This window comes from Streptosporangium sp. NPDC049046 (assembly GCF_040649155.1).
Lineage (GTDB): Bacteria > Actinomycetota > Actinomycetes > Streptosporangiales > Streptosporangiaceae > Streptosporangium.
This window is the reverse complement of the sequence record NZ_JBEZEZ010000042.1, coordinates 32867-56155: the sequence shown is the minus strand read 5'-3', so window position 1 is coordinate 56155 and position 23289 is coordinate 32867. Positions and strand designations below refer to the sequence as shown.

The 23289-nt window shown below is 71.7% G+C and carries 24 protein-coding genes; 6 read left to right on the top strand and 18 right to left on the bottom strand.

All coding sequences use genetic code 11. From position 1 onward, the window contains the following. Nucleotides 1-56: 56 nt before the first annotated feature. Nucleotides 57-1028: a DJ-1/PfpI family protein gene (locus AB0B96_RS37190; protein ID WP_362906521.1), complete on the bottom strand. Its 972-nt coding sequence runs from the start codon at nucleotides 1026-1028 to the stop codon at nucleotides 57-59. 98 nt (nucleotides 1029-1126) lie between these two features. Between AB0B96_RS37190 and AB0B96_RS37185 the strand changes: the two genes are divergently transcribed. Then, complete coding sequence (locus AB0B96_RS37185; protein WP_362906519.1) at nucleotides 1127-1531, top strand: hypothetical protein; 405 nt, start codon at nucleotides 1127-1129, stop codon at nucleotides 1529-1531. Nucleotides 1532-1568: 37 nt separating this feature from the next. On the opposite strand, the gene AB0B96_RS37180 is transcribed toward AB0B96_RS37185, so the two are convergent. From AB0B96_RS37180 to AB0B96_RS37130, 11 genes are all read right to left on the bottom strand, one after another. Further along, nucleotides 1569-2462 carry a MurR/RpiR family transcriptional regulator gene (locus AB0B96_RS37180; protein ID WP_362906517.1) on the bottom strand — a complete coding sequence of 298 codons (894 nt, stop codon included), beginning with the start codon at nucleotides 2460-2462 and terminating at the stop codon, nucleotides 1569-1571. 133 nt (nucleotides 2463-2595) lie between these two features. After that, complete coding sequence (locus AB0B96_RS37175) at nucleotides 2596-3921, bottom strand: ArgE/DapE family deacylase (protein WP_362516141.1); 1326 nt, start codon at nucleotides 3919-3921, stop codon at nucleotides 2596-2598. Beyond that, on the bottom strand, nucleotides 3918-4916 hold the full coding sequence (locus tag AB0B96_RS37170; protein ID WP_350948459.1) for a branched-chain amino acid ABC transporter permease: 999 nt from the start codon (nucleotides 4914-4916) through the stop codon (nucleotides 3918-3920). Before AB0B96_RS37170 ends, AB0B96_RS37175 begins: the two co-directional genes overlap by 4 nt. Before the next feature lie 5 nt (nucleotides 4917-4921). Further along, nucleotides 4922-5797 carry a branched-chain amino acid ABC transporter permease gene (locus AB0B96_RS37165; RefSeq protein ID WP_350948406.1) on the bottom strand — a complete coding sequence of 292 codons (876 nt, stop codon included), beginning with the start codon at nucleotides 5795-5797 and terminating at the stop codon, nucleotides 4922-4924. Then, a complete protein-coding gene (locus tag AB0B96_RS37160) occupies nucleotides 5784-6515 on the bottom strand; it encodes an ABC transporter ATP-binding protein (RefSeq protein ID WP_362906514.1) in 732 nt (243 codons plus the stop codon). The genes AB0B96_RS37165 and AB0B96_RS37160 overlap by 14 nt, the downstream gene beginning before the upstream one ends. Then, complete coding sequence (locus tag AB0B96_RS37155; RefSeq protein WP_362906512.1) at nucleotides 6512-7252, bottom strand: ABC transporter ATP-binding protein; 741 nt, start codon at nucleotides 7250-7252, stop codon at nucleotides 6512-6514. Before AB0B96_RS37155 ends, AB0B96_RS37160 begins: the two co-directional genes overlap by 4 nt. Continuing rightward, on the bottom strand, nucleotides 7249-8064 hold the full coding sequence (locus AB0B96_RS37150; RefSeq protein WP_362906510.1) for an SDR family oxidoreductase: 816 nt from the start codon (nucleotides 8062-8064) through the stop codon (nucleotides 7249-7251). Before AB0B96_RS37150 ends, AB0B96_RS37155 begins: the two co-directional genes overlap by 4 nt. Nucleotides 8065-8135: 71 nt before the next feature. Then, entirely contained in the window at nucleotides 8136-9770 is a 1635-nt protein-coding gene (locus tag AB0B96_RS37145) for a gamma-glutamyltransferase (RefSeq protein ID WP_362906508.1), read from the bottom strand. Further along, complete coding sequence (locus tag AB0B96_RS37140; protein ID WP_362906506.1) at nucleotides 9754-10599, bottom strand: polysaccharide deacetylase; 846 nt, start codon at nucleotides 10597-10599, stop codon at nucleotides 9754-9756. Before AB0B96_RS37140 ends, AB0B96_RS37145 begins: the two co-directional genes overlap by 17 nt. After that, nucleotides 10596-11903 (bottom strand): ABC transporter substrate-binding protein, encoded by a 1308-nt coding sequence (locus AB0B96_RS37135; protein WP_362906504.1) that lies wholly within the window; start codon nucleotides 11901-11903, stop codon nucleotides 10596-10598. The genes AB0B96_RS37140 and AB0B96_RS37135 overlap by 4 nt, the downstream gene beginning before the upstream one ends. 184 nt (nucleotides 11904-12087) lie before the next feature. After that, a complete protein-coding gene (locus AB0B96_RS37130; RefSeq protein WP_362906502.1) occupies nucleotides 12088-12885 on the bottom strand; it encodes an SDR family NAD(P)-dependent oxidoreductase in 798 nt (265 codons plus the stop codon). A gap of 196 nt (nucleotides 12886-13081) precedes the next feature. Here AB0B96_RS37130 and AB0B96_RS37125 point away from each other — a divergent pair, with 196 nt between their 5' ends. From AB0B96_RS37125 to AB0B96_RS37115, 3 genes are read left to right on the top strand one after another with little or no spacing between them, the layout of a single operon-like run. Then, complete coding sequence (locus AB0B96_RS37125; RefSeq protein ID WP_362906500.1) at nucleotides 13082-14371, top strand: glutamine synthetase family protein; 1290 nt, start codon at nucleotides 13082-13084, stop codon at nucleotides 14369-14371. Further along, nucleotides 14361-15533 carry an amidohydrolase family protein gene (locus AB0B96_RS37120; protein WP_362906498.1) on the top strand — a complete coding sequence of 391 codons (1173 nt, stop codon included), beginning with the start codon at nucleotides 14361-14363 and terminating at the stop codon, nucleotides 15531-15533. Before AB0B96_RS37125 ends, AB0B96_RS37120 begins: the two co-directional genes overlap by 11 nt. Further along, nucleotides 15530-16717 carry a M20 family metallopeptidase gene (locus AB0B96_RS37115; protein WP_362906496.1) on the top strand — a complete coding sequence of 396 codons (1188 nt, stop codon included), beginning with the start codon at nucleotides 15530-15532 and terminating at the stop codon, nucleotides 16715-16717. Before AB0B96_RS37120 ends, AB0B96_RS37115 begins: the two co-directional genes overlap by 4 nt. A gap of 13 nt (nucleotides 16718-16730) precedes the next feature. Here the strand turns inward: AB0B96_RS37115 and AB0B96_RS37110 are convergent, their stop codons facing one another. The 3 genes from AB0B96_RS37110 to AB0B96_RS37100 are packed head-to-tail and all read right to left on the bottom strand — an operon-like array spanning nucleotide 16731 to nucleotide 18996. Further along, nucleotides 16731-17282 carry a hypothetical protein gene (locus tag AB0B96_RS37110; protein WP_362906494.1) on the bottom strand — a complete coding sequence of 184 codons (552 nt, stop codon included), beginning with the start codon at nucleotides 17280-17282 and terminating at the stop codon, nucleotides 16731-16733. 41 nt (nucleotides 17283-17323) lie between these two features. Further along, nucleotides 17324-18289, bottom strand: coding sequence for an ankyrin repeat domain-containing protein (locus AB0B96_RS37105; protein ID WP_362906492.1), 966 nt, complete (start codon nucleotides 18287-18289; stop codon nucleotides 17324-17326). A 2-nt stretch (nucleotides 18290-18291) separates the two neighbouring features. Continuing rightward, nucleotides 18292-18996: an endonuclease V gene (locus AB0B96_RS37100; RefSeq protein WP_362906490.1), complete on the bottom strand. Its 705-nt coding sequence runs from the start codon at nucleotides 18994-18996 to the stop codon at nucleotides 18292-18294. A gap of 114 nt (nucleotides 18997-19110) precedes the next feature. Between AB0B96_RS37100 and AB0B96_RS37095 the strand changes: the two genes are divergently transcribed. Beyond that, nucleotides 19111-19407: a thiamine-binding protein gene (locus AB0B96_RS37095; RefSeq protein WP_350948460.1), complete on the top strand. Its 297-nt coding sequence runs from the start codon at nucleotides 19111-19113 to the stop codon at nucleotides 19405-19407. 272 nt (nucleotides 19408-19679) lie between these two features. After that, entirely contained in the window at nucleotides 19680-20861 is a 1182-nt protein-coding gene (locus tag AB0B96_RS37090) for an MBL fold metallo-hydrolase (protein ID WP_362906488.1), read from the top strand. A gap of 79 nt (nucleotides 20862-20940) precedes the next feature. Here AB0B96_RS37090 and AB0B96_RS37085 read toward each other — a convergent pair whose 3' ends face one another. From AB0B96_RS37085 to AB0B96_RS37075, 3 genes are all read right to left on the bottom strand, one after another. After that, nucleotides 20941-21591: a nucleotidyltransferase domain-containing protein gene (locus AB0B96_RS37085; protein WP_362906486.1), complete on the bottom strand. Its 651-nt coding sequence runs from the start codon at nucleotides 21589-21591 to the stop codon at nucleotides 20941-20943. Between the two features lie 114 nt (nucleotides 21592-21705). Continuing rightward, nucleotides 21706-22362, bottom strand: coding sequence for a pyridoxamine 5'-phosphate oxidase family protein (locus tag AB0B96_RS37080; protein WP_362906484.1), 657 nt, complete (start codon nucleotides 22360-22362; stop codon nucleotides 21706-21708). 157 nt (nucleotides 22363-22519) lie between these two features. Further along, nucleotides 22520-23266, bottom strand: a complete 747-nt coding sequence (locus tag AB0B96_RS37075; RefSeq protein ID WP_362906482.1) for a pirin family protein — start codon at nucleotides 23264-23266, stop codon at nucleotides 22520-22522. Nucleotides 23267-23289 lie beyond the last annotated feature (23 nt).

Genomic DNA, 23289 nt, shown 5'->3' with positions numbered 1-23289 from the left:
TGCGCGGACGCCACTCCGCCACGACGTGGGGAACGGCCACCCGAGTCTGGAGCGCGTCAGGACCGTGTGGTGGATGTCGCCGTGGACCGGTATCGCGAGGGCGGAACCCCGTACCGGTCGACGAACGCCTGACGCAGGGTCTCGGTCGTCCCGAACCCACAGCGGATCGCCACGCCGGTCATCGGCAGAGAGGTCGAGGTCAGGAGGTACGCGGCGGCCTCGGTGCGGGCCTGCCGCACGAACCGTCCCGGTGTCTGGCCGAGATGTTCCAGGAACAGCCTGGTCAGATGCCGCTCGCTCACCCCCGCGCCGTGCGCCAGCGCGACCGTGGTCAGGTCGGCGCCCAGGTGTGTCGTGACGTACTCGGCAACCTGTCTGACCAGGTTGTTCTCGGGCGAGGGCGAGGCGGTGAACATGCTCATCTGTGCCTGGTCACCCGGACGCTGAAGGTAGGTCACCAGACCGCGCGCCACTCGCCGCGCCAGCTCGGCGCCGTGATCCTCCTCGACGAAGGCGAGGGTGAGGTCCAGGGCGCTGGTGACCCCGGCCGCCGTGTAGGTGTCACCGTCACGAATGAAGATCGGGGCGGGGTCGACGGCGACCTTCGGGTGACGGGCGGCGAGGGCCTTCGCCGACTGCCAGTGGGTGGTGGCGCGCCGCCCGTCGAGCAGGCCCGCGGCGGCCAGCACGGCGGCGCCCGTGCACACCGACGCGACGCGGCGGCTCTCCCGCGCCAGGCGACGGACATGAGCGAGGATCGACCGGTTGCCAGCCGCCGCCTCGTGTCCGATGCCTCCCGACACGACGAGCGTGTCGAGTGGCCCGACGGTCCGTTCGAGCGCCTCCTGGGCCTGGAGTGTCAGGCCGGTGCCGCAGGTGATGGGACTTCCCCCGGGAGTGGCCAGGCGCACGTGGTAGACGGGAGCGGCACCCTGCAGGTTCGCGTTCTCCAGGGTCGTGGTCACACAGGCGATGTCGAGCAACTCCGCCGCGTCGTACCCGATGACCGCGACACGGCGTTCGACCATGAGGGGACCCTATGCCAGAACGGACAGGAGTCCCAGATTTCCGGACCTGTTCGACCGTGTTCCTTGGTGCGTGATCGGTGCGGCGACACAGTTGGGCCATGACACAGACAGCACCGCCCGCCCGCCGATGGGGCCGCTTCGCCTGGCACTACGTTGAGATGATCATCGCGATGTTCGTCGGGATGGTCGTTCTCGGAATGCTCCTGTCCGCGGTGGGACTCGGCTTCTCCCACGACCGGCAGCCCGAGCTCGCCTACCTGTTGATGGCGTTCGACATGTCCGTCGGCATGGCCGCCTGGATGCGTTACCGGGGCCATGGCTGGGCCTCCACCCTGGAGATGTGCGCCGCCATGTTCGTCCCCGTCGTACCGCTCTTCCCGCTGCTCTGGCTGGGGTTCATCGACGGCGGGTCGCTCATGACGATCGCCCACGTGGCGATGTTCCCGCTGATGCTGGCCGTCATGTTCCGGCGCCTCGACGAGTACGCGGGTTGCGTGTCCTGAGGTCTCGCGGCCGGCCTCCGGCGGAGGCCGCCATCGGTTACGCGTTCGCCGCGCGCTGCGGCCCGTCGCCCTCGTCACGCAGCACGTCGTCGGCCATCTGGTCGTACTCGGCCACCCGGCTCCTGCCCGCCTCGCCGAGCTGCTCGACCACGGCGGCGACCAGCGTTTCGAGCAGCGCCACCGCCGGGGTCAGCGAGTCGAACGGCGAGGGCGAGCGGACCTGGGCGGGCAGTACGACGTCCGCCACCGCGGCGGCGGGCGACAGCCACGGGTCGGTCAGCAACACGATCTTCACGTTGCGCGCAGCCGCGGCGCGGGCGAAGGCGATCGTCTCGCGCTGGTAGCGCCGGTAGTCGAAGAGCACCAGCACGTCGCGGCGGCCCATGTCGAGCAGGTGGGCGGCGTGGTCGGCGGTGGACCCGGTGATGTAGGTCGCGTTGGGCCGCAACTGGTGCAGGTGGGCGATGAGGTACTGGGCCAGGATGGTGCTGAACCGGCCCCCGGCCGCCGAGATGCGGCGGCCGGGGTCGGCGAGCAGTTCCGCGGCCTTGACCAGCTCCCCCTCGGGAAGCTGGTCGAAGGTCATGGCGGTGGCGTCCAGCAGCACCCGGCGGGACCGGCTCAGCACCCTGCCGGTGTCCTCCTCGGCGCTGCCGTACTGGGCCAGGGGAGAGGAGTAGCGCTGCTGGGTCTCACGCTTGAGCGCCTGCTGCAACTCCGGATAGCCCTCGAAACCCAGCCGGTAGGCCAGTCTCAGCACGGTGGCCGGACTGGTCTGGGCCTGGCTCGCGACGGTCGCCAGCGGCTCCAGGCCGGCGGTCGGGTAGCCGGCGAGCAGGGTGCGGGCGACCCGCTGCTCCGCACGGGGCAGCTTGGGCAGCACATCGCGGAGCTGGGCCGCGACGGTGCGCGGCTCAGGGGTGCCGGACATGGTGCCTCCTCCGAAACGGCCGCCGGCTCGCGCGGCACGTCGGCAGGTAGGGATCATGCCACGAACCGTGCGAAATGAGAACGTCGCCCCCGGATCGCGCACCGACCGCCCGGGGCCGGCTACCGCTCACCGCTCACCGCTCATCCGCGAGCCCGCACCAGTCGATCGCGGTCAGCGCGTAGGTCTTCGCCGACTGCACCAGCTGGGCGATCTCCACGTACTCGTTCTCCGCGTGCGCGGTGTACCCGACACCGGGGCCGTACACCAGGCCGCCGATGCCCTTGCGGTCCATCCAGGTCAGGTCGCACACGCCCATGAAGCCGGTGGTGAGCGGCGGCTGCCCGCCGGTCGCCGTGGTGTGCGCGCCGACCAGTGCCGCGCTCAGCGGGGCGTCGTCGGGCAGCGAGTACGGCGGCCAGAGCAGCTTCCACTCGAACACCGGCGGATGCTCGCGCAGCCACGGGTCGGTGCGGCAGGCGTCCAGCACCCGGGACTCGATCTCGGCCATGACCTCCTCGTTGGACCGGTCGGGGTGGTGGTAGACGCAGTACTCCACGACCAGCTCGTCGGCGAGGAAGAAGGGCACCAGGATGCCCGAGGGGTTGGCCCGCAGCACACCGGGCAGCAGGTTGAAGTAGCCGGGCGGGAAGAGCGGGTGCCGGTTGTGCCGGGCCCAGTCGTCCTCCAGGGCGCGCAACGCCTGGTAGACCACCCAGAACTTGTCGACGGTGTTGACGCCGAGCGCGTCGCCCTCCAGCGTCGGGTGCACGGTCATGCCCCGCAGCCCGGAGTGCGCGGTCTTGCCCTCCAGGGAGACGCTGAACCAGAGCAGGCCCGGCGTCACCGGCACCGACGCGGGCAGGGTGCCGGCCTGTCCGGACGGCTCGCAGACGATGGCCGCGTCCGCGCCGAACCCGGCCTCCAGCACCGCGGTGGTGCCGGCCTCGTGGTCGCCGACCTCCTCGCCGACGACGCCCTGCAGGACCAGGTCGCCGGCGAGGCGCACGCCGGCCCCGCGCAGAGCGAGGGCCGCGTAGGCCGCGGCGACCAGACCGCCCTTCATGTCCGTCGCGCCGCGCCCGATCACCGCGTCGTCGGTGACCTGGGCGCGGAACGGGTCGCCGCGCCACCGGTCGAGGCGGCCCGGCGGCACCACGTCGACGTGCCCGTTGAGCAGCAGCGACCGGCCGCCACCGGCGCCGGAGACGACACCGCAGGCGTTGTCGCGGCCCCGCTCCACGGTGACCTTGGTGACCTCGGCCCCGGCCTCGGCGTACAGGTCGCCGAGCAGCGCGCTCACGTCGCCCTCCGCCCCGACGATCTTGTCGTACTCCTGGCCGGGGTAGCGCGGGTTCACGCTGGGGATGGCGATCGCGTCGGCCAGGCTGGAGACCATCCGCTCGGCGAGAAGGTCGACCTGCTCCAGCACCCGGCGGGTCACGTCGTGTTCGGCGGTCATGCGGTCTCCTTCGAGGTGGTGGGAAGTGGTTCCTGAGCGGGGGTACGGGGCCGCCGCAGCGAGGCGAGGACGGAGTTCGTGATGCCGGCCAGGCCCTTGGGGGCGATCCAGAGCACCACGAGGATCAGCATGGCGATCGCCATGTCGCGCCAGGCCCCGGCGTCCTGCAGCACGTCGGAGACGAGGGTGACGACCACGGCGCCGGCGATCGGCCCGTAGACGCTGCCGCTGCCGCCCAGGAAGATCATGCTGAGCAGCAGGGTCAGGTAGCCGAAGCCGAAGACGTCGGTGCTGACCACGCCGTTGAGGAAGGCGTTGAAGCTGCCCGCCACCCCGGCCACGGCCGCGCCGACCATGAAGACGATCAGGTGCTGGCGCACCCGGGAGACGCCCCGGCTGGTGGCGAGCGCCTCGTTGTCGCGCAGTGCCAGCAGCGACATGCCCAGGGTCGAGCGGGTCAGCACCCGGACCAGCACGGTTACCGCGAACAGCAGCGCTGCACCGAGGAAGTAGTAGCCGATCCGGCCGTCGGCCCGCAGGTTGACGTCGCCCAGGCTGAGCCGGGGGATGCCGACGATGCCGTTGGATCCACCGGTCAGACCCGCCTGCCCGAGCACCAGGTAGATGCAGAGCTGGGAGAAGACGTACGTGGCCAGGCCCACGTAGATGCCGCGCAGCCGCAGCACCGGCAGGAACGCCACCAGCGAGGCGATCAGGGCCGACAGCCCCGAGATCGGCAGGGCGAGCCACGGGTCGATGCCGGTGCGGGTGGCCAGGATGCCCGTGGTGTAGGCGCCGATGCCGAAGAACCCGATCTGGGCGAAGTTGAAGATGCCGGCGAAACCGAGGGTGAGGTTCCAGCTCATGGCGAGCACGCCGTACATCGTGAAGAGGATGAGCAGCAGCCGGGAGTGCGGGTCGGTGAAGACCATCGGCAGGGCCACCAGGACCGCCGCGTAGACCGGCCAGCCGGCCCAGGAGCGCAGGTTGGTCATGGCGTTCACGCGCTCCTCACCTTGGTCCGCAGCAGTCCCTCGGGTTTGACCAGCATGATCACGATCATCGCGAGGAAGACCAGGACCGGGCTCCAGGAGAGCCCGAAGTAGTAGGTGGTGACGGCTTCGAGCAGGCCGATGGCGTACGCGCCGGCGATGGTGCCCGCCAGGCTGCCGGCCCCGCCGAAGGCGAGCACCACGAAGGCCCGCAGCAGCGGGTCGCCGCCCATGCCCGGGGAGATGAACTGCATGCTGCCGAGCAGCGCCCCGGCCACGGTGGCCAGGCCGATCGCGACCACGACCACGAAGACGTAGACCCGGCGCGGTGCGATGCCGAGCAGCTGGGCGTGCTCGCGGTTCTGTTCCAGCGCCCGTACGGTCAGCCCGATGCCGGTGCGTTTGAGCACCAGGGCGAGCAGGCCCACCAGCAGCGGGGCGAGCAGGATCGTGACGAGCTGGCTGCCCTGGGCGACCGCCCCGGCGACCTCGACGCGCGCGCCGCCGAACGGCGGGAGCTGCTTGATCTCCGGACCCCAGATCAGCTGGGCGCCGCTCTGCAGCAGCATCGTGGCCGCCAGCGTGGCGACCATCACCAGCATGTCGCCTCCTGGCCGCCGGATGAACGGGCTGACCAGCAGGAACTCGTAGGCCAGTCCGATCAGCGCCATCGCCGCCACGGCGCCGAGCAGCGCCACCGCGACCGGTAGCCCGGTCGAGTCCAGCAGCGTCCAGGTCAGGTAGGCGCCGAACATCATCAGCGCGCCGTGCCCGAAGTTGAAGACCCGCAGCGTGGACCAGATCAGCGTCAACCCCGCCGCCATGAGCATGTAGAGGCCGCCGAGGACGAGCGTGCTCGTCACGATGACACTAATGCCGTCCATCGGCGGTTCCTCCCAGGAAGAGCGACATCATCTCGTCGCGGCTGCGGCTGCCGTCCGAGGCGCCGCTGTCCACCACGTCGCCGTGCAGGACGACGTGGTAGCGGTCGGTCAGGTCGAGCACCAGGTCCATGTCGCCGTCGATCAGGACGACCGACGAGACCTCGGCCCGGACCCGCACGATGCACTCGCTCAGTTCGTGCTTGACCTTCGGTGACAGGCCCAGCGTGGGTTCGTCGAGGATCAGCAGCGTGGGCCGGGCCATCAGGCCCATGCCGAGGCTGGCCATCTGGCGTTCCCCGCCGCTGAGCGTGCCGGTGAGCTGCCGGCGCCGTTCCTTGAGCTTGGGAAAGACGGAGAACACCCGCTCGATCCCGTCCCGCCAGGTCGAGGAGTGCCCGCTGGAGGACGCGGATAGCCGCAGGGCCTCCTCCACGGTGAGCTGCGGGAACAGCCGTGAGCCCTGCGGCACGTGGACGAGACCGCGCCTGACCAGGCTGCCGGGGGACTCGCCCCTGGTGTCGCGTCCGGCGAAGGCGATCGTGCCGGAGGTGGCCCGGTGCAGGTTGGAGACGCAGCGCAGCAGTGTGGTCTTGCCGTGGCCGTTCGGCCCCAGCAGCCCGACCGCCTCGTTCTCTCCGACGCGCAGCGAGATGCCGCGCAACACCTTCGCCTGGCCGTAGCCGGCGGTGAGGTTCTCCACGGTCAGCAGATCGCTCATCGCGCGGCCCCCGGTCCCAGGTAGGCTTCGACGACCCTCGGGTCGGACAGCACCTCGGCGGGCCGGCCGGTCACGATGATCCGGCCGCTGTCGAGGACCGCCATCCGGTCGGCGAGCGCCTCCAGCACCGAGAGCACGTGCTCGATGATCACCATGGTGACGCCCGTGCCGCGCACACCGGCCAGTAGCCGGATCAGCGCGTCCTGGTCGGCCGGGTCGAGGCCGGCCGCGGGCTCGTCGAGCAGCAGCACCGAAGGGCCGCTGACCAGCGCACCGGCGATCATCAGGCGCTTGCGGTCGATCAGCGAGAGTCCGTCGGCCGGGCGGTTCGGGTCGCCGCCGAGTTCCACCGCGTCCAGCGCCTCCCGGCACCGGGCGGGGGACCAGCGCCTGGCCTTGCCCGCGCCGCCGTACGCCGAGCCGATGCGGACGTTCTCCAGCACGCTCAGCGACTCGAAGACGGCCTCGGTCTGGAAGGTGCGCTTGAGACCGGCCTTGGCGATCCAGCGCGGCGAGCGGTTCTGGATCTCGTGGCCGTCGAAGATCACCTTTCCGGAGTCGGGGCGGATCGGGATGCCGGTGAGCAGGTTGAACAGCGTGCTCTTGCCCGCGCCGTTGGGGCCGGCCAGGCCGAAGACCTCGTCGCGCCGCACCGACATCGAGACGCCGTCGACGGCCCGCAGGCTGCCGAACGACTTGCCGACCTCGTGCGCGGCGAGGATGACCTGAGCGTTCACGACGCGGCCCGCCCCGGTCCGCGCCAGTCACCCTGGGCGAGGAAACCGCCGTCGACAGGGAGCAGCACGCCGCTGACGAACGAGGCGTCCGGGGCGACCAGGAAGGCGACCGCCCCGGCGATCTCGTCCGGGGAGCACTGCCGCCCGGCCGGCTGGCGGGCCGCCGCGGCCTCGCGCTGCCGCAGGGACTCCGCGGTCGCCTCGGCGTCGAGCAGGCTCCGCGAGTCGCCCATGTCGTTGTCGACGTAGCCGGGCAGCACGGCGTTGACCCGGATTCCCAGCGGGCCGCCCTCGACGGCGAGCTGCCGGGTCAGGTTGGCGATGGCGCCCTTGGCCGCGGAGTAGGCGGGGAAGGCCGGCAGGCCGGTGACCCCGAAGATGGACGACAGGTTGACCATGGCGCCCGTACCGCTCGCGGCCAGCAGCGGGAACGCCGCCCTGGCGCACAGGAACGTCCCGGTGACGTTGACGTCCATCACCCTTCGCCACTCGGAGACCGGCACACCGGTGACGCCGCCGCCGCTCTCGGCGACGCCGGCGTTGTTGACCAGGATGTCCAGGCCGCCGAACTCGTCCGAGACCCGCGCGAACAGCGCCTCGACGCCGCCCTCGTCGGACACGTCCGCCTCCTGGAACACACACGCGGGACCGTCCCCCGGCAGCTCCGCGGCGGTACGCGTCCCGCGTTCCACGTCGACGTCTGCGATCATGACCTGCGCCCCCTCCGCGCGCAGGCGGTGCGCGATGGCCGCGCCGATCCCGCCCGCCGCGCCTGTGACCAGGGCCCGTCGCCCGGTCAGAGTGCTCGCCATCGCGATATCTCCCTCAATCCGCTGGTAATCGTGGTGTCGGTGGGCCGGGTGGCCGGCTCGGCCGGCCTGTCTCATCCGCCGGGCAGACCCACCCCGTACGGCTTCATCCGGTCGACGCCGGGGGACCAGGCCCCGCCGCCGCGCCGCGCGATGCCGTTGGGCCGGGCGAAGTGCCAGGTGGTGGGCTCCTCGGCGACGACGAGGACGTCGAACCCGGCGGCGGAGAGGTCGGCCGAGGCCCCCGCGTCGCGCGGGTCCAGCCAGACGCGGTCGCCCTCGGCGTGGATCCTCGGCGCCGAGATCGCCTCCTGGAGGTCCGCGCCGTCACGCCAGCGGGCGGCGATCTGGGCGACGGCGGAGATGATCCGCCGCCCGCCCGAGGCGCCGAGCGTCGCCTCGGCGTTCCCGGGGCCGGTCAGTACGACGGGACTGACCGCGCTGAGCCCGGCCGCGCCCGGAGCGACACTGGTCACCCGGCCGGGACGGGGGTCGAAGTACATCATCCCGTCGTTCAGCACGATGCCGGTCTCCGGCTCCACCATGCGGGAGCCGAACAGGTCGAGCACCGTCTGGGTGAGCGAGACCGTCATGCCCTGGTCGTCGACCGCCGACATGTGCGAGGTGCATCCCGCCCTGGCGGAGCCGCCGGGAGGCGCGGGTGGCTGGTTCCGGCCCGCGATCCAGCGGGCCACCGTCTCGTCGGCGTACTCGGGGGAGGCGAGCCGGGCCCAGGGCGCGGGACTCTCCGATGAGGTGGTGACCTCACGCAGCCGGTCCTCGAACGCGTGGGACAGCACCCGTGCCCACAGCCGGGCCCCCGGATCCAGCCCGCGCCGCCGGGCGGCCTCGACCAGTTGCAGCGCCTCGATCACCGAGATCACCCCGGTGGCGTGCGGGCCGTACAGCCGTATCGGGCCGATCTCGACGGGAAGGACCTCGGACTCGTCGACGGTGTACCCGGCGAAGTCCTCCGCCGTCAGCAGCCCGCCGGCCTCGGTGACCGTCGTGGCGATCGCGTGGGCGGCCCGGCCCAGGTAGAACGCGTCGGGGCCGCCGGCGCCGATCTCACGGAGCACCCGGGCCAGCCGGGGTTGGACGAGCGTGTCGCCCGGCCCCTGGGACGGGCCGCGCAGCGGCAGGCCGTCGGGCAGGAAGAGGTCGGCGGAGGGGGGGAAGGCCCGCAGCGTCCGGGCCTCGGCGCAGATCGCCGAGGAGGCGAACCAGTTGGTCTCGTGTCCGGCCTCGGCCAGTTCGATCGCCGGGGCGAGCACCTGGGGCAGCGGCAGACGGCCGAACCTGGCGTGCGCCCGGCACAGGGCGGCGACCGCTCCGGGGACGCCCACCGACAGCGGGCCGACGATGTTCGCGTCGTCGCGCACGGCCGGCCAGTTGTACAGGCCGGTGCCGGTCGCGGACGGCGCCGGCGGGAACATCCGCGGGTGAGCCAGGCCCGGGGCCCGGATCGGGCCGCACACGACGGTCGCGGCCGGGGCGCCCGGCTCGCGCACCACCAGCCACGCGCCGCCGCCGAGCCCGCTCATGTAGGGCTCGACCACTCCGGTGGCGAAGGCGGTGGCGACCGCCGCGTCCACGGCGCTGCCGCCGGCGCGCAGCATCGACGCCCCCGCGCGCGCCGCCCTCGGGTCGGGCGCGGTGACCATCCCGCCGGCTCCCCGGGCGGGGCCCGGCTCAGCCCTGCCAGGCATCGGCGATCTCGCTCAGCGTCGCGAACCAGACGTCGCCCGTCGCCAGCATCCGCTCGATCAGCGCCTCCAGGACGAGCAGGTGGTGGGCGCGGCCGATGGTCTGCGGATGCATGGTGAGCACGTAGACCGCACCGGGCACCCGCTGGTGGGCGTAGTCGAAGATGGTGTTCCAGCGGTCTTCCATGTCGCGGTGGGAACCCAGCGGGGAGACCCCGGCGACGTACTCCACCGAGGGCCAGTCGTCGAGATACCACGACACGGGGATCTCCACGATCCGGCTCTCCGGGCCGAACTCGCTGGCCGACTCGTAGTTCACCGTCACCCGCCGGGGCCGGTAGGGCTCGAACTCCCGGCCCATCAGCGAGCTGTCCCAGTCGAAGCCGAACTCCTCCAGCAGACCCAGCGTGCTCTCGGAGAAGTCCCAGGCGGGCGAGCGGTAGCCACGGGGGCGGTGCCCGACGACCTGCTCGTGCTGGCGCAGCGCGACCTCCATGAGCCGGCGCTCCTCGTCGGGCCCCAGATCGGGCACGACCTCGTGGTAGCAGCCGTGCGCGGCGATCTCGTGCCCGGCCGCCAGGATCTGCTCGATGCGGTGCGGGAAGGTCACCAGGTCGTGGCCGGGAGTGGCCCAGGTCGCCGGCAGGTCGTTGCGGCCGAGCAGCTCCAGCAGCCGGGGCACCCCCTGCTCGGCGCCGAAGTCGCCACGCGAGAGGTAGGACGGCGAGGTGCGGCCCAGGGTGCCCATCCAGGGGGAGTGGGCGTCGAAGTCGAAGGTGAGCGCCACGGCCATCCGCCTGCCCGGCGGCAGCGCCAGGGGAGCCGAGGTCACTTCTTCATCCACGGCGGGAGCCGGAAGGAGCCCGACTTGTACTTCTCCGGGGCGATCAGCGTCCGCTTCTCGTCCTGGAACTGGAAGGACTGCAGCGGCACGTAGTCGTCGCCCTGCTTGGCCAGGTGGGTGGCCTGGTCGAACGCGATCCGCCCGGAGGCCCGCTCGCTGTCGCTCTTGCCGATGGCGGCGCCGATCGCCAGTGCGTCGTCGGGGTCACCGACCTCGCGCAGCGCGTCGGCGTAGATCATGGTCTCCACGTACGTCATCACGCCCTGCGGGTCGACGTCGTCGGTCCCGTACTCGGCCTTCCAGTCCTTCTGCAACTGCGCGGCCGGCTCGTAGTCGGGTGAGGGCACCATGCCCGCGAGGTTGTTGAACAGCACACCCTCGGCCTGCTGCTTGGTCAGCTCGAAGAACTGGGGCTGGTTGGGGCCGTACTGCATGAAGAGCAGGGAGTTGGTGGGCTTCTGCAGGAACTGCTGCAGGAAGCTGGCCTCGTTGGAGACCTGGTAGTCGGTGTTGACGATGAAGTCGGGGTCGGCGGAGCGGATCTTCCCGAGGACCGTGCCCCAGTCGTTGACCGTGCCGAACGGCACCTTCTCCTGGCCGGCGATGGTCCAGCCCTTGGCCTCGAACTGCTTGACCAGGCCGTCGGCGATGCTCTCGCTGTAGGGGTTGTCGGAGCGGACGATGAACGCGGACTTGCCGCGCGGCTTCCACAGCCCCTGCTCGGCCCAGGACTCGGCCAGGTCGACCGGCTCGGTGCCGTAGGCGTCGTAGTTGGGGGTGATCGACCAGACGGTGGGGTACTTCGCCGGGTCCTTCTCGATGATCTCCTGGGTCTGCGCGGTGTTGCCGCCGATCAGGTAGACCTTCTCCGCCGCGGCGAACTCGTCGATCTCGAAGTTGGACGTGGAGGCGTAGCCGGTGACGACCGCCTTCACCGACTCGTCGTCGGTGAGGGTCTGCACGCCCTTGGTCACCGCGTCGTTGGACTGGCTCTGCACGTCCGCGACCTTGAGCTTGAAGGTGTATCCGTTGACGCCGCCGGCCTCGTTGAGCTGCTTGACGGCGAGCTCGGCCCCCTGCTTCATGCCCAGGCCGTCGGATGCCAGAGCTCCGGTCAGCGGGGCGAGCAGGCCGATCTGGATCTCCTTCGTGCCGGCCTCACCGCCGTTCTCCGCCGCTGAGGTGGAGGTGGACGAGGAGCACGCGGTGAGCGCCGCCAGGGCGCCCGTCACCGCGACGGCGGTGATCGCCCGGACTGGCGTCCGGGGACGGAGGAAGGGGGAACGGGCCACGGTGAAGCCTCTCTGCGTCTGCTGGACGAGGGGACGAACGCGTGCGAGACATGCCTGCTTTGCACCGTTCTGTCAGTTTCGACGATTGAAACGTACGTTGCATACTGCGGCAAAGACTAGGGCTGTAAAAGATTTGTTACTTAAACTCGATCCGTCCCGCCGCTCTGATCTCGTAAAACGTGGATCAGCTCGGCGGCAGGGCCGTCCCGGCCAGGAAGCCTCCGTCCACGTCGAGAACACTCCCCGTGATGAAGGAGGAGTCCGGATCGGCGAGGAACAGGCACGCCCGGGCGATCTCCGCCGGGGTGCCCATGCGGTGCACCGGCTGCCCGGCGACCAGCGTCGTCACGTACTCGGCCGAGAGCGCCAGGGTGGCCGGGACCTCGATCAGTCCGGGGGCGACGGCGTTGACGGTGATCCCCGACGGCGCGAACTCCAGCGCCAGGACCCTGGTGAGCATCTCCACCGCCGCCTTGGACGAGCAGTAGTGGGCGGCGCCCACCCGGGCCGAGCGGGCCGCGCCCGAGGAGACGTTGACGATCCGGCGCCCGCCCCCGAGGGCACCGGAGGTGCGGGCGAAGGCCTGCGAGGTCAGCATCACGCCGCGGACGTTGACGGCGAACACCTCGTCCCACTCCGCGGCGGTCATGTCGAGGACCGGGGTGTTCGGATAGACCCCGGCGCAGTTGACCAGCACGTCCACCCCGCCGTGCCGGGTGGTCGCGTGCTCGAAGGCGGCGGTCACCGACCCGGGGTCGCGCACGTCCAGGCGCACCGCCGAGACCGGCGCGGGCGATGCGACCGAGGTGGCGGCGAGTTCCGCGGCGAACCGCTCCGTGCGCGTCTCGTCGAGGTCGGCGACGACGACCGTCGCCCCGGCGTCGTGGAAGGCGTCGGCGATGCCCCGGCCGATGCCCTGGGCTCCGCCGGTGACCAGGACGACCGTTCCGTCGAGCCTGCCGGGAGAGGAGTCGTCCGTCATGGGATGCCTTCCGGTGATGCCGGGCGGGAGCGGCCTCCTGCCGACTCGACACATGTGACCTGGCCGTTTCTTCCGGGCTGCCGGGTAACACGCATGCTAAGTTTCATTCCGTCGCCTTGACCATACATGTGAATCGTATGTTTCACTTAGGGCGGCCGGGACGCGAGGTGCGGACCGGACTGGGAGGAGAGAGCCGATGACGACAGGGACCGCCTTCGTGGCGACCTGTGACCTCGCGGCCCAGGTGCGCGGCCGGGCGACCCCGGCGGCGCGGCTGGAGCAGACGTTGCGCACCGGGGTGGGATGGGTCCCCGCCAACCTGGCGCTGACCTGTTTCGGCCAGCTGGTCGACGACAACGTCTTCGGCTCGGTGGGCGACCTGAGGCTGCTTCCCGACCCCGCGACGGCCGTCGACCTGCCGGACGACGGCCCGGTGCCGGGCACCCGGCTCTACCTCGCCGACCAGGTCGGCCTGGACGGCAGCCCCTGGCCCGGCTGCCCGCGTGGCTTCCTCGCCCGCGCGCTGGAGGACCTGAAGGAGATCGCGGGCCTGGAGATCAACGTCTCCTTCGAGCACGAGTTCATGCTCGGCGGCCAGGCGGAGGCGCCGCCCTTCTCCTTCCAGCGCCTGCGCGGCGTCGAGCCGTTCGGCACCGACCTGGTCGCGCTGCTGGAGAAGGCCGGGCTGGAACCGGAGAGCTGGCTTCCCGAGTACGGGGACGGCCAGTTCGAGATCACCCTGCGTCCCGCCCCCGGCATGGTCGCCGCCGACCGGGCGGTCCTGCTGCGCGAACTCGTCCGCGACCTCGCCCGCAGACGCGGGCACCCGGTCACCTTCGTCCCGCTGGCCGACCCCGCGGGCGTCGGCAACGGCGTCCATGTGCACTTCTCGCTCCGCGAGGCCGGTGGCGCCCCGGTGATGTTCGACGCCGAAGCCCCCGGCAGGCTCTCCTCGACCGCGGCCAGGTTCGCGGCCGGGATCCTGCGACACGCCGGCGCGGTGGTGGCCGTCACGGCTCCCAGCGTCGGCTCCCACCTCAGGCTCACTCCGCACCGGTGGAGCGCCGGCGGGGTCTTCCTCGCCGAGCGCAACCGCGAGGCGCTGCTGCGCATCGCGCCGACCGTCGAGATCGGGAACGCCGACCCCGCGGACCAGCTCCACCTGGAGTATCGGGCCGCGGACGCCACCGCCAACCCGTGGCTGGTGCTCGGTGTCCTGATCCGCGCGGGCCTCGCGGGACTGGCCGGTGCCGAGGACGCCCGGGTGTGGCCGGAAAGCTCGGCCGAGGCCGACCTGGCGGGAGAGCCCGCGCTTCCCGGTTCCCTGCCCGAGGCGCTCGCCGCGCTGGAGGCCGACGAGGTCGCCCGCGGCTGGTTCCCCCACGAACTGCTGCACACCTTCCTCGCCGTGCGCCGGGGCGAACTGGCCCACGTCGCGGGACTGCCCGACCACGAGCTCTGCCGGAAGGTCGCCGATGTCTACTGAGAGCTCCCCGGCGGGCGCGGCCGGCGGTCTGGAGGGCGTGCTCGCCACCCTGCCCCTGGTCGACCACCATGTGCACGGAGCCTCCTCGGGAGACCTCGGCCGCGGTGAGTTCGAGACGCTGGTGACCGAGTCCGACCGGCCGATCCCGGCGTTCATGACCCAGTTCGACTCCCAGCTCGGCTTCGCGATCCGCCGCTGGTGCGCGCCGGTCCTCGACCTGCCCGCCCACGCCGCACCGGAGGACTACCTGGCGCGCCGTACCGAACTCGGCGCCGCCGAGGTGAACCGGCGGCTGCTGGCCGCCAGCGGTATCGGCCGCTTCCTGCTGGAGACCGGTTACCGGGGCGACGACGTCCTGGACCCGGCCGGGATGGCGCGGGCGTCGGGGCGGCCCGCGCACGAGGTGGTCCGTATCGAGCGGGTGCTGGAGCAGGTGGCGGCCTCGGGGGTCTCGGCCGCGGAGCTGCCGGGCCGGTTCCGTGAGGAACTCCAGCGCCGCACCGCCGACGCCGTCGGTCTCAAGAGCATCGTCGCCTATCGGCACGGCTTCGCCTTCGATCCGGCGCCGCCCGGGGAGCGGGAGGTCGCCCTCGCGGCGGACCGCTGGCTGTCCGCCGGTGAGGAGAGCGGCCACTGGCGGGTGGACGACCCGGTGCTGCTCCGCTTCGGGCTCTGGGCGGGGGTGGAGCGCGGGCTGCCGCTGCAACTACACGCCGGTTACGGGGACCCCGACGTGGAACTGCACATGTGCGACCCGTTGCTGCTCACCCGCTGGCTGAAGCTCGTCGAGCCGCACGGCGTGGACGTCCTGCTGCTGCACTGCTACCCCTACCATCGCAACGCCGGTTATCTCGCGCAGGTATTCCCGCACGTCTACTTCGACGTCGGTCTCGGCGTCAACTACACCGGCAGCCGGTCGGACGCGCTGATCGCCGAGTCACTGGAACTCGCGCCGTTCGCCAAGATTCTGTTCTCGTCGGACGCCTGGGGCCCCGCGGAGCTGCACATGCTGGGAGCCCACCTGTTCCGCCGCGGACTCGGCCGGGCGCTGCGCGGATGGGTCGACGCCGGCGAGTGGGCCGAGGAGGAGGCGGTCCGGGTGGCCACCATGATCGGTGTCGGCAACGCCCTGCGCGTCTACGGTCTGGAACCGGCCGAATGATCGAGTCTGTCGCCCGCGGCCCGGCCGCCGGTTCCGTCGCGGCCAGGCTCCGGTCGGCGCTGGAGCGGCGGCTGCCCGCCGCGACGGAGCTGCGCCGCCGGCTGCACGCACTCCCCGACCTGTCGGGGGAGGAGGGGCCGACCCGCGACCTGATCCTGGCCGAGCTGCCGGGACACCCGGTGGACGCGGTGGCCGGTACGGGCGCGCTGGTGCGCGTCGGCGGTCCCGGGCCCGCGGTCGCCGTGCGGGCCGAACTCGACGCGCTCGCGGTCACCGAACGGACCGGCGTCGACTGGGCGTCCACGAGGCCGGGCCGCATGCACGCCTGCGGGCACGACGTGCACCTCGCCGCCCTGGTGGCGCTCTGCCACGCGGTCGCTGAGACCGTCGGCACGCCCCCGCTGATCGCGATGCTCCAGCCACGCGAGGAGACCTATCCCTCCGGCGCCCACGACATCGCCCGGTCGCCGGCACTGGCGGAACACCGGATCACCGCCGTCATCGGCGCGCACGTCCAGCCCACCCTGCCGCGCGGCGAGGTCGCGGCCACCCCCGGTACGGTGAACGCCGCCGCCGACGAGTTCACGGTCGTGGTCAGGGGCCGTGGCGGGCACGCCGCCTACCCGCACCTGACCAGGGATCCGGTACTCGCGCTCGCCCACGTCGTCGTCGCCCTGCAACAGGTGGTCAGCCGTGACGTCGACCCGACCAACTCGGCGGTCCTCGGCGTCTCCACACTGGCGGCCGGCAGCGCGGCCAACGTCGTCCCCGACGAGGCCACGGCCGGCGGTACGGTCAGGGCGCTGAGCGAGCACATCCGCGACCAGGTGCACACCCGGCTGGAGGAGGTCGCGGACCTGGTCGCGCGGGCCCACGGCTGCGAGGCCAAGGTGAGCATCACCCGGGGCGAGCCGGTCCTGCACAACGACCCCGGGCTCGCCACCCGCGCCGGTGCCCATCTGGCCCACCTCGGCCTCACGCTCTCGCGGCCGCTGCTCTCCTTCGGCGCCGACGACTTCTCCTACCTCTCCGCCATGCTGCCCGGCCTGATGATGTTCGTCGGGGTCGGTGACGGCACGGACGTGCGCATGCACAGCGCCGGCTTCCTGCCCGGCGACGGCGCGGTGCGCGATGTCGCGCTGGCCATGCTGGCGGGATACCTCGCGGCGGCGGAGACGACGTAGTCGCGAGGGGCGCTCAGCCGCCGGTGGCGTGTTCCCAGTAGGGGTCGCGGTAGAGGGTGACCGAGGTGCCGCGGAGCAACTCGTCGGGGGCGGAGACGAGCACGAGCTCGCCCTTCGCCTCCAGTCCGCGCAGGATGTCGCGGACCCGGGGGCCGACCGGCAGGCGGCCCACCGGGAGGTGAAGGGTGTCGCGGACCAGGTCGGCCACCTGCGAGAGCCGGAACGGCTCGGTGAGACCGGAGATCAGGCCGCGGACGATCTCGACGGTGATCACACTCTCGGCCTCGAGGTGGGCGAGCTGCCAGGTCAGCTGAACCGTGCGCCGGCCGGTTCCGGCGCAGGCGGTGCACGGCTGGGAGAAGCCGGGCACGATGTCCTCGACGGTGGTGCCCAGGCAGGTGGTGCACTGGTCTGTTTCCGCGGCGTGCGACTCGGCCGCCGCCCGGTCGGGCAGCCGGCTGCCGCACACGCACAGATAGATCCGGAACCCGCCGCTCACCACGACGAGGTCGTCGGCGTCGTCGGGGACCTCTTCCCACAGGGCGGTGATCGTGTGCATTCTCATCGTCGTGCGACTCTACCCATTTCCCGGCGATCCCGGTCCCGTCACCTCAGCATGACCGGGACCAGCCTCATCGGGGCGTTCCACAGCCATTCCTCGGTGATGTAGGTGGAGGTGAGCAGCGTCATGAGGCCGAGGGTCCGCTCGGTGGCGGTGGAGGGGTGGGCGCCGCAGTCGCCGAAGCGGCACATCCACAGCTCGACCATGCTGTCGTCGGAGAGCTGCTCGTGGACCGAGGGCCGTCCCGCGGGAAACCCGTCCCGCCAGATGTCGACCGACGGGCTGGTGGACGGGAACGCCCCGGCCAGCACCCCGCCGCCCGAGGTGACCGCCCGCCCGACCTCGTCGTGAACCGGCAGGATGCCACCGGACTGGAAGAGCACCACTCCTCCCCCCGGCGGGCTGGCCACGCGCAGGACCTCCACGGGGGAGGACTGCTCCGCGTCCCACAGCTCACCGATCCCCATCGGCGGGCACGACTCCGGCGCGACGCCCAGGCGGCGGATGACCTCGTCCTCGGGCACCTCGCCGACGAAGGCCAGGCACAGTTCCTCGTTGTAGTCCTCGTACGAGAACATCATCGCGTCGACGGTGTCCTGGAGTTCGCGGAACCGGGGGCTCACGCTGGGCGCCCCGGGCAGGTGGGCGAACAGGTCGGCCATCTCGGTGAAGAGGGCCTGGACGCCGGGGGAGCGGCCCGCGATGCACGGCCGCCAGGGGTCGGCGCCCGCGGCGAGCAGGATTCGTACGGCGTCCTCCCAGCCGTGGCGGACGGCCTCCCACAGCGGGGTGGCGCCGTCGGTGTCGACGGGGTCGACCTCCGCGCCCGACGCGAGCAGCAGCTCGATCACCTGGGTGGCGCCCTCCTGGGCGGCCTGGTGCAGGGGGGTCGTGCGCAGCCACGGCAGTCGTCGGCCGGGGTCGAACCCGTCCGCCAGCCGCTGGCGGATCTGCGCCAGGTTGGTGTCACGCCACGCGTCGATGTCCTCGGCCCATTCGTCTTCGCCCACTTTTATCCCATCTTGTTGTGCTGAGCGGATCCAACCAGGTCCGTACGACACTTCTCGGCGAGGGTCCGTCGCGAGAGGCGGTCGGCGGCGCGGGTGGTCTCGGGGAGGCGGTAGCGGGGCGTCAGGTTCAGCACGTTGTGGCAGGCGGTGTCTAGGTCGACGCGGTGACCGGTGGAGACGAAGACGGGTTTGACCCCGTCCCGGGTGCGCAGCACGCGGCCGACGACGTCGCCGTCCAGCGTCAGGTCGCTCCACGCGCCCCGCTCGGGCGCGGGTTCGGGGTAGGTGCCGACGAAGGCGGTCTTGCCGACTCCGATCGAGGGCAGTCCGGTGAGCACCCCGAGGTGGCAGGCGAGGCCGAAGCGGCGCGGGTGCGCCAGGCCGTATCCGTCACAGACGACCAGGTCGGGGGGTGCGGACAGCCGCGCGAGGGCGTCCAGCAGCGCGGGGACCTCGCGGAAGGCGAGCAGTCCGGGGACGTAGTCGAAGGTCACCTTGCCGGTGACGGCGACCTCTTCGACGATCTCCAGTGTCGTTCCGTCCAGGACGGTCACCGCCGCCGCGAGCCGGTCCCTGTCGTAGGCGACGTCCACTCCCGCGATCCTCGCGGGCCGGCGGGGTCCGGGACCATCCAGGTCGAGCAGTGCCCTGAGCTCGTCCTGGATGGCCTCGGCCTCCGTGACAGTGCGCGGCATTTGTACCTTCATGACTCCATGATCGCTACTTTTATAGTATGACGTCATATTTCGGTACTGTTCATCGGGTTCTTCGGTGACCGGTGACGTCACCGCGGGAATTCGGGGAAGGGACTGTCCATGTCGGTGCTCGTGGCGTTCAGCGTGACCCCCATCGGGGTGGGGGAGGATGTCGGCGAACTCGTCTCCGAGGCGGTGCGCGTCGTCCGGGCCTCCGGCCTGCCCAACAGGACCGACGCCATGTTCACCACGGTCGAGGGCGAGACGTGGGACGAGGTCATGACCGTGGTGCGGGACGCCGTCGCGGCGGTCGAGGCCCGCGCCGGACGGGTCAGCCTCGTCCTCAAGGCGGACATCCGCGAGGGGCAGGGCGGCCGCCTGGAGACCAAGGTCGCCACCGTCGAACGGCATCTCGCCCCGTAACGCCCCGGCGCCCGAGGACGGTGGTCCACCTCGTGATGCCACGCGCCGGTCGGCGTGTGCTCGCTCCTCGAAGAGATCGTGACGCCTTTCGCGGCCGGAGACGTGGACGCCGTCGCGGGTGCCGTCAGGTGCTGTTTCGTGCCTCGGACGGTCTCTCCCGCCCGCGTGTTCTCGGATTTTGCGAGGGCCGGGCTCGCCCGGAGCGTAAGGGGAATGCCCGCGGAGTCGAGATCGTTCTTGAGGCACGGGCGACTTCAGGAGCGTGAAACCGCATGGCGGGCAGCAGATCGATCGGGCGTCTCCTCGCGGGCGGGCTGGCGCTGGCCGCCGCCGGGTGGGCGCTGAAGGACATCCCCGCGGAGCTCGGCGGCAGGGCCGAGGGGGAGCGGCTGGAGCGGATGCGCCGCTCGCCGCAGTTCCACGACGGCGTCTTCCGTAACTCCATGCCCGGAGGATTCGTCCCCTCCGCGCAGAGCACCCGAGAGGTCGTCCGGAACATGGTGCGCAACCGCGAGGAGCGCCGCCCGGCCGTACCGGTCCCCGTGGTGACCTCCCCGCTGGGCGGGCCGTCCCCGGCGGGGCTGAGCGTCATCTGGTACGGCCACGCCACCGCGCTGCTGGAGATCGAGGGGCGCCGCGTGCTCGTCGACCCGGTGTGGAGCAGGCGCGCCTCGCCCTCCCAGCTGGTCGGCCCGCGCCGTCTGCACCCGGTGCCCGGGCCGCTCGCGGGCCTTCCGCCACTCGACGCGATCGTCATCTCGCACGACCACTACGACCACCTCGACCGCGCGACGGTCCGCGGGCTCACCGCGCTGCAGGCCGCCCCGTTCCTGGTGCCGCTGGGCATCGGCGCGCATCTGGAGCGGTGGGGCGTGCCCGCCTCACGGATCATCGAGCTCGACTGGGAGGAGGAGGCGGACGTCGCGGGCCTGCGGTTCGTCGCCACCGCCGCCCGCCACTTCTCCGGCCGCACCCTCAACCGGAACGTCACCCTGTGGGGCTCCTGGGTGATCGCGGCCGGAGAGAAGAGGGTCTTCTACGCGGGCGACTCCGGATACTTCGACGGCTACGCGAGGATCGGCGCCGCGCACGGCCCGTTCGACCTCACGCTCATGCCGATCGGCGCCTACAACGCCGCCTGGCCCGACATCCACATGGATCCTGAGGAGGCGGTCAACGCCCACCTCGACCTGGGCGGCGGGCTGCTCCTGCCGGTCCACTGGGCGACCTTCGCCCTCGCCACGCACCCGTGGGCCGAGCCGGTCGACCGCCTGTGGCGCGAGGCCAAGGCCCGCGACGTCCGCATCACCGTTCCCCGCCCGGGCGAGCGCGTCGACACCGCCGAGGTGCCCATGCTGGAGAGCTGGTGGGAGGTGTCGTACGGCGCCGAGACGTCCCGCACGCCCGGCCGGGTGCCGAACTCCCCTCCCCGAGGCTCCGATCCCAGGCTCTGATCCTTCGGGAAGGAGCCACCCGGGTGAGCCCTCCGACCACAGCGGGAATCTCGGCCGGTCGCCAGGGCGGGACGACCCGTCACAGCGCGGCCTGCCTGGTGCGTGCCAGGTAGTCCTCCACGCGCCGCCGGTCGGGTTCGGCGGGCAGCACGCCACCGCCGCGAAATCTCGCCGTCAGCTCGGAGCGCCAGCGTTCGACCTCCTGCCAGGGGAGCTCTCCCCTGCGTACGGCGAGCAGCCGGTCGCGGTGGGCGTCCATCCGCACCAGCGGCTCGCCGTGGCGGGCCAGGTGCAGGCCGCTGAGCAGCAGGCGGATCATGTGCATCGCCTGCTTCCACCTGGGACGCCCGGGGTCCAGGCGGCGGAACTGGGCGTCGGCGTATCCCACGAAGGTCCGGTTGGCGCGTTCGGACAGGAAGGCGTCCCGAATGGCGAGCAGTTCCTCGCCCGCCGGGGTGGTGCGCTCGACCATCGGCGACCACAGGCACTCCAGGATCGTCGGGTTGGCCTCCAGCGCGAGAGCGCAGAACCGCTCGACCTCCCACGAGAACTGCTCGGGCAGCGGCCCTTCGACGTGCGTGGGCGGCTTGGTCAGCCGCCAGAACAGCCGGCTCGGCGCCACGAAGACTCCACGCCGGTCGATGTCCGACTCCTCGGTCTCCAGCCCGTACGCTCGCGAGCCGACCACCACCGACAAGACCAGGTGATCCGGGACGTACCGTGCATCCATCCGCACAGCCTGTCAGGGCCGCTCCCGGCTCGGGTACAGGTTTTCGCCCGCGGGACGGGGAGGAAGGCGGACGGCCGGGACCTCACCGGGAGACGTTCGCCGATATCCTCACCGTCAGTACAGGTTCTCGCGGGCGTCGGCCCTCAGGTCGTCGTCGATCAGCTTGGCCGACCACTCCAGGTTCAGCTGGTCCTTGAGGATCCGGCCGAGTGTGGGCAGCGACTCGCGCTCCGGCCACCGCTCCGGCTGCCAGAGCGCCGAGCGCCGGAAGGCCTTGGAGCAGTGGAAGAAGCACTCGCGCACCTCGACGCTCACCGCCAGCGTGGGGAGCCTGCCCTTCACCCGCAGGCGCTCCATGTACGGGGCCTGGCTGACCACCTGTGCCCGCCCGTTGACGCGCAGGGTCTCCTCGGTGCCGGGCACCACGAACAGCAGGCCGACGTTCGGGTTGGCGACGATGTTGCGCAGGCTGTCGATCCGGCGGTTGCCGGGCCGGTCGGGGATCACCAGCGTGTGGTCGTCGAGGACGAGGACGCCGCCCGGCTCCTCGCCGCGCGGGGAGACGTCACAGGTGCCGTCGGGGGCCGAGGTCGCGAGCAGGACGAACGGTGAGGCGGCGATGAAGTCGCGGGCGTGTTCGTCGAGGTGGCCGATGTCCTTGCGCAGGACGACGTCCGTGGCCTCCCCGGTGATCCGGCGCAGCTCTTCTTCTGAGGTGACCGTGACGATCTGGCCGGTCTCGCCGGTCTCACCGCTGTCGAGGGAAGTCATGAGGTAAGGCTAGCCTTGTTGGTAATCATGGCTCAATGCCCCCTGGGGCGTCTCCGGTCCTGCCGGTGGGCGCGAGGGAGCGGCCTTCGATCCGGGGCTCGGCGGGACGGATCCCGCCGAAGTCCCAGGCCGCCCGGTGGCGGGCCGGATCTCGCCGTCAGGCGGCGAGGGCGGCGTGCATCTCCCAGACCAGGATCTCGGCCGGGTCGGTCGCGGTGACGCGCTGGCCGCCGGTGGCGGTGAAGCGGACGGCGTCGCCCTCGGCGAGGTGCCCGGCCCCCTCCAGGTCGACGGTGCCGCGCGGGACGAACAGGTGCAGGAACGGCGCCTCGGGCAGTTGCACGCTCTGGCCCGGCTGGAGCCTGGCCACGTGCAGCGCGGCGTACCTGTTGTTGATCCGGATGGCGCTGCGGCCCTCGTCTCTGGCCATGCCGGACGCGACCGGCACCAGGGCGCCGCCGAGCAGTTCGGAGTCGATCTCCAGCTGCTCGTACCCGGGGGCGAGTCCACCCTCGTCGGGAACCACCCACATCTGGACGAAGTGCACCGGGTCGGTGTGCTGCTCGCCCTGGAGCCGCCACGAGTCGTTCTTCTCCGAGTGGAGGATGCCCGTCCCCGCGCTCATCCGCTGGGCCAGTCCCGGATAGATCACCCCGGAGTGGCCCTCGGAGTCCTGGTGGACGAGGGATCCGCGCATCACCCAGGTGACGATCTCCATGTCCCGGTGGGGGTGGGTGTCGAAGCCGGTGCCCGGCTTGACGATGTCGTCGTTGTTGACGAGCAGCACACCGTGGTGGGTGTTGGAAAGGTCCTGGTGGCGGCCGAAGGAGAAGGAGTGCTTCGAGTCCAGCCACGGGATCTTGGTGGCGTAGCGCTCGTCGGACCTGCGGATGTCGACGTTCATGTCTGGTGGTCCTCTCATCCCGT

What these genes read in the sequence shown, in the direction of transcription:
- AB0B96_RS37110 (WP_362906494.1), bottom strand. Translation starts at nt 17,282, where the DNA reads ATGAGAATGCACACGATCACCGCCCTGTGGGAAGAGGTCCCCGACGAC.
- AB0B96_RS37185 (WP_362906519.1), top strand. Translation starts at nt 1,127, where the DNA reads ATGACACAGACAGCACCGCCCGCCCGCCGATGGGGCCGCTTCGCCTGG.
- AB0B96_RS37080 (WP_362906484.1), bottom strand. Translation starts at nt 22,362, where the DNA reads ATGACTTCCCTCGACAGCGGTGAGACCGGCGAGACCGGCCAGATCGTC.
- AB0B96_RS37120 (WP_362906498.1), top strand. Translation starts at nt 14,361, where the DNA reads ATGTCTACTGAGAGCTCCCCGGCGGGCGCGGCCGGCGGTCTGGAGGGC.
- AB0B96_RS37100 (WP_362906490.1), bottom strand. Translation starts at nt 18,996, where the DNA reads ATGAAGGTACAAATGCCGCGCACTGTCACGGAGGCCGAGGCCATCCAG.
- AB0B96_RS37075 (WP_362906482.1), bottom strand. Translation starts at nt 23,266, where the DNA reads ATGAACGTCGACATCCGCAGGTCCGACGAGCGCTACGCCACCAAGATC.
- AB0B96_RS37085 (WP_362906486.1), bottom strand. Translation starts at nt 21,591, where the DNA reads ATGGATGCACGGTACGTCCCGGATCACCTGGTCTTGTCGGTGGTGGTC.
- AB0B96_RS37175 (WP_362516141.1), bottom strand. Translation starts at nt 3,921, where the DNA reads ATGACCGCCGAACACGACGTGACCCGCCGGGTGCTGGAGCAGGTCGAC.
- AB0B96_RS37130 (WP_362906502.1), bottom strand. Translation starts at nt 12,885, where the DNA reads ATGACGGACGACTCCTCTCCCGGCAGGCTCGACGGAACGGTCGTCCTG.
- AB0B96_RS37180 (WP_362906517.1), bottom strand. Translation starts at nt 2,462, where the DNA reads ATGTCCGGCACCCCTGAGCCGCGCACCGTCGCGGCCCAGCTCCGCGAT.
- AB0B96_RS37090 (WP_362906488.1), top strand. Translation starts at nt 19,680, where the DNA reads ATGGCGGGCAGCAGATCGATCGGGCGTCTCCTCGCGGGCGGGCTGGCG.
- AB0B96_RS37145 (WP_362906508.1), bottom strand. Translation starts at nt 9,770, where the DNA reads ATGCCTGGCAGGGCTGAGCCGGGCCCCGCCCGGGGAGCCGGCGGGATG.
- AB0B96_RS37160 (WP_362906514.1), bottom strand. Translation starts at nt 6,515, where the DNA reads ATGAGCGATCTGCTGACCGTGGAGAACCTCACCGCCGGCTACGGCCAG.
- AB0B96_RS37150 (WP_362906510.1), bottom strand. Translation starts at nt 8,064, where the DNA reads ATGGCGAGCACTCTGACCGGGCGACGGGCCCTGGTCACAGGCGCGGCG.
- AB0B96_RS37170 (WP_350948459.1), bottom strand. Translation starts at nt 4,916, where the DNA reads ATGACCAACCTGCGCTCCTGGGCCGGCTGGCCGGTCTACGCGGCGGTC.
- AB0B96_RS37125 (WP_362906500.1), top strand. Translation starts at nt 13,082, where the DNA reads ATGACGACAGGGACCGCCTTCGTGGCGACCTGTGACCTCGCGGCCCAG.
- AB0B96_RS37115 (WP_362906496.1), top strand. Translation starts at nt 15,530, where the DNA reads ATGATCGAGTCTGTCGCCCGCGGCCCGGCCGCCGGTTCCGTCGCGGCC.
- AB0B96_RS37165 (WP_350948406.1), bottom strand. Translation starts at nt 5,797, where the DNA reads ATGGACGGCATTAGTGTCATCGTGACGAGCACGCTCGTCCTCGGCGGC.
- AB0B96_RS37190 (WP_362906521.1), bottom strand. Translation starts at nt 1,028, where the DNA reads ATGGTCGAACGCCGTGTCGCGGTCATCGGGTACGACGCGGCGGAGTTG.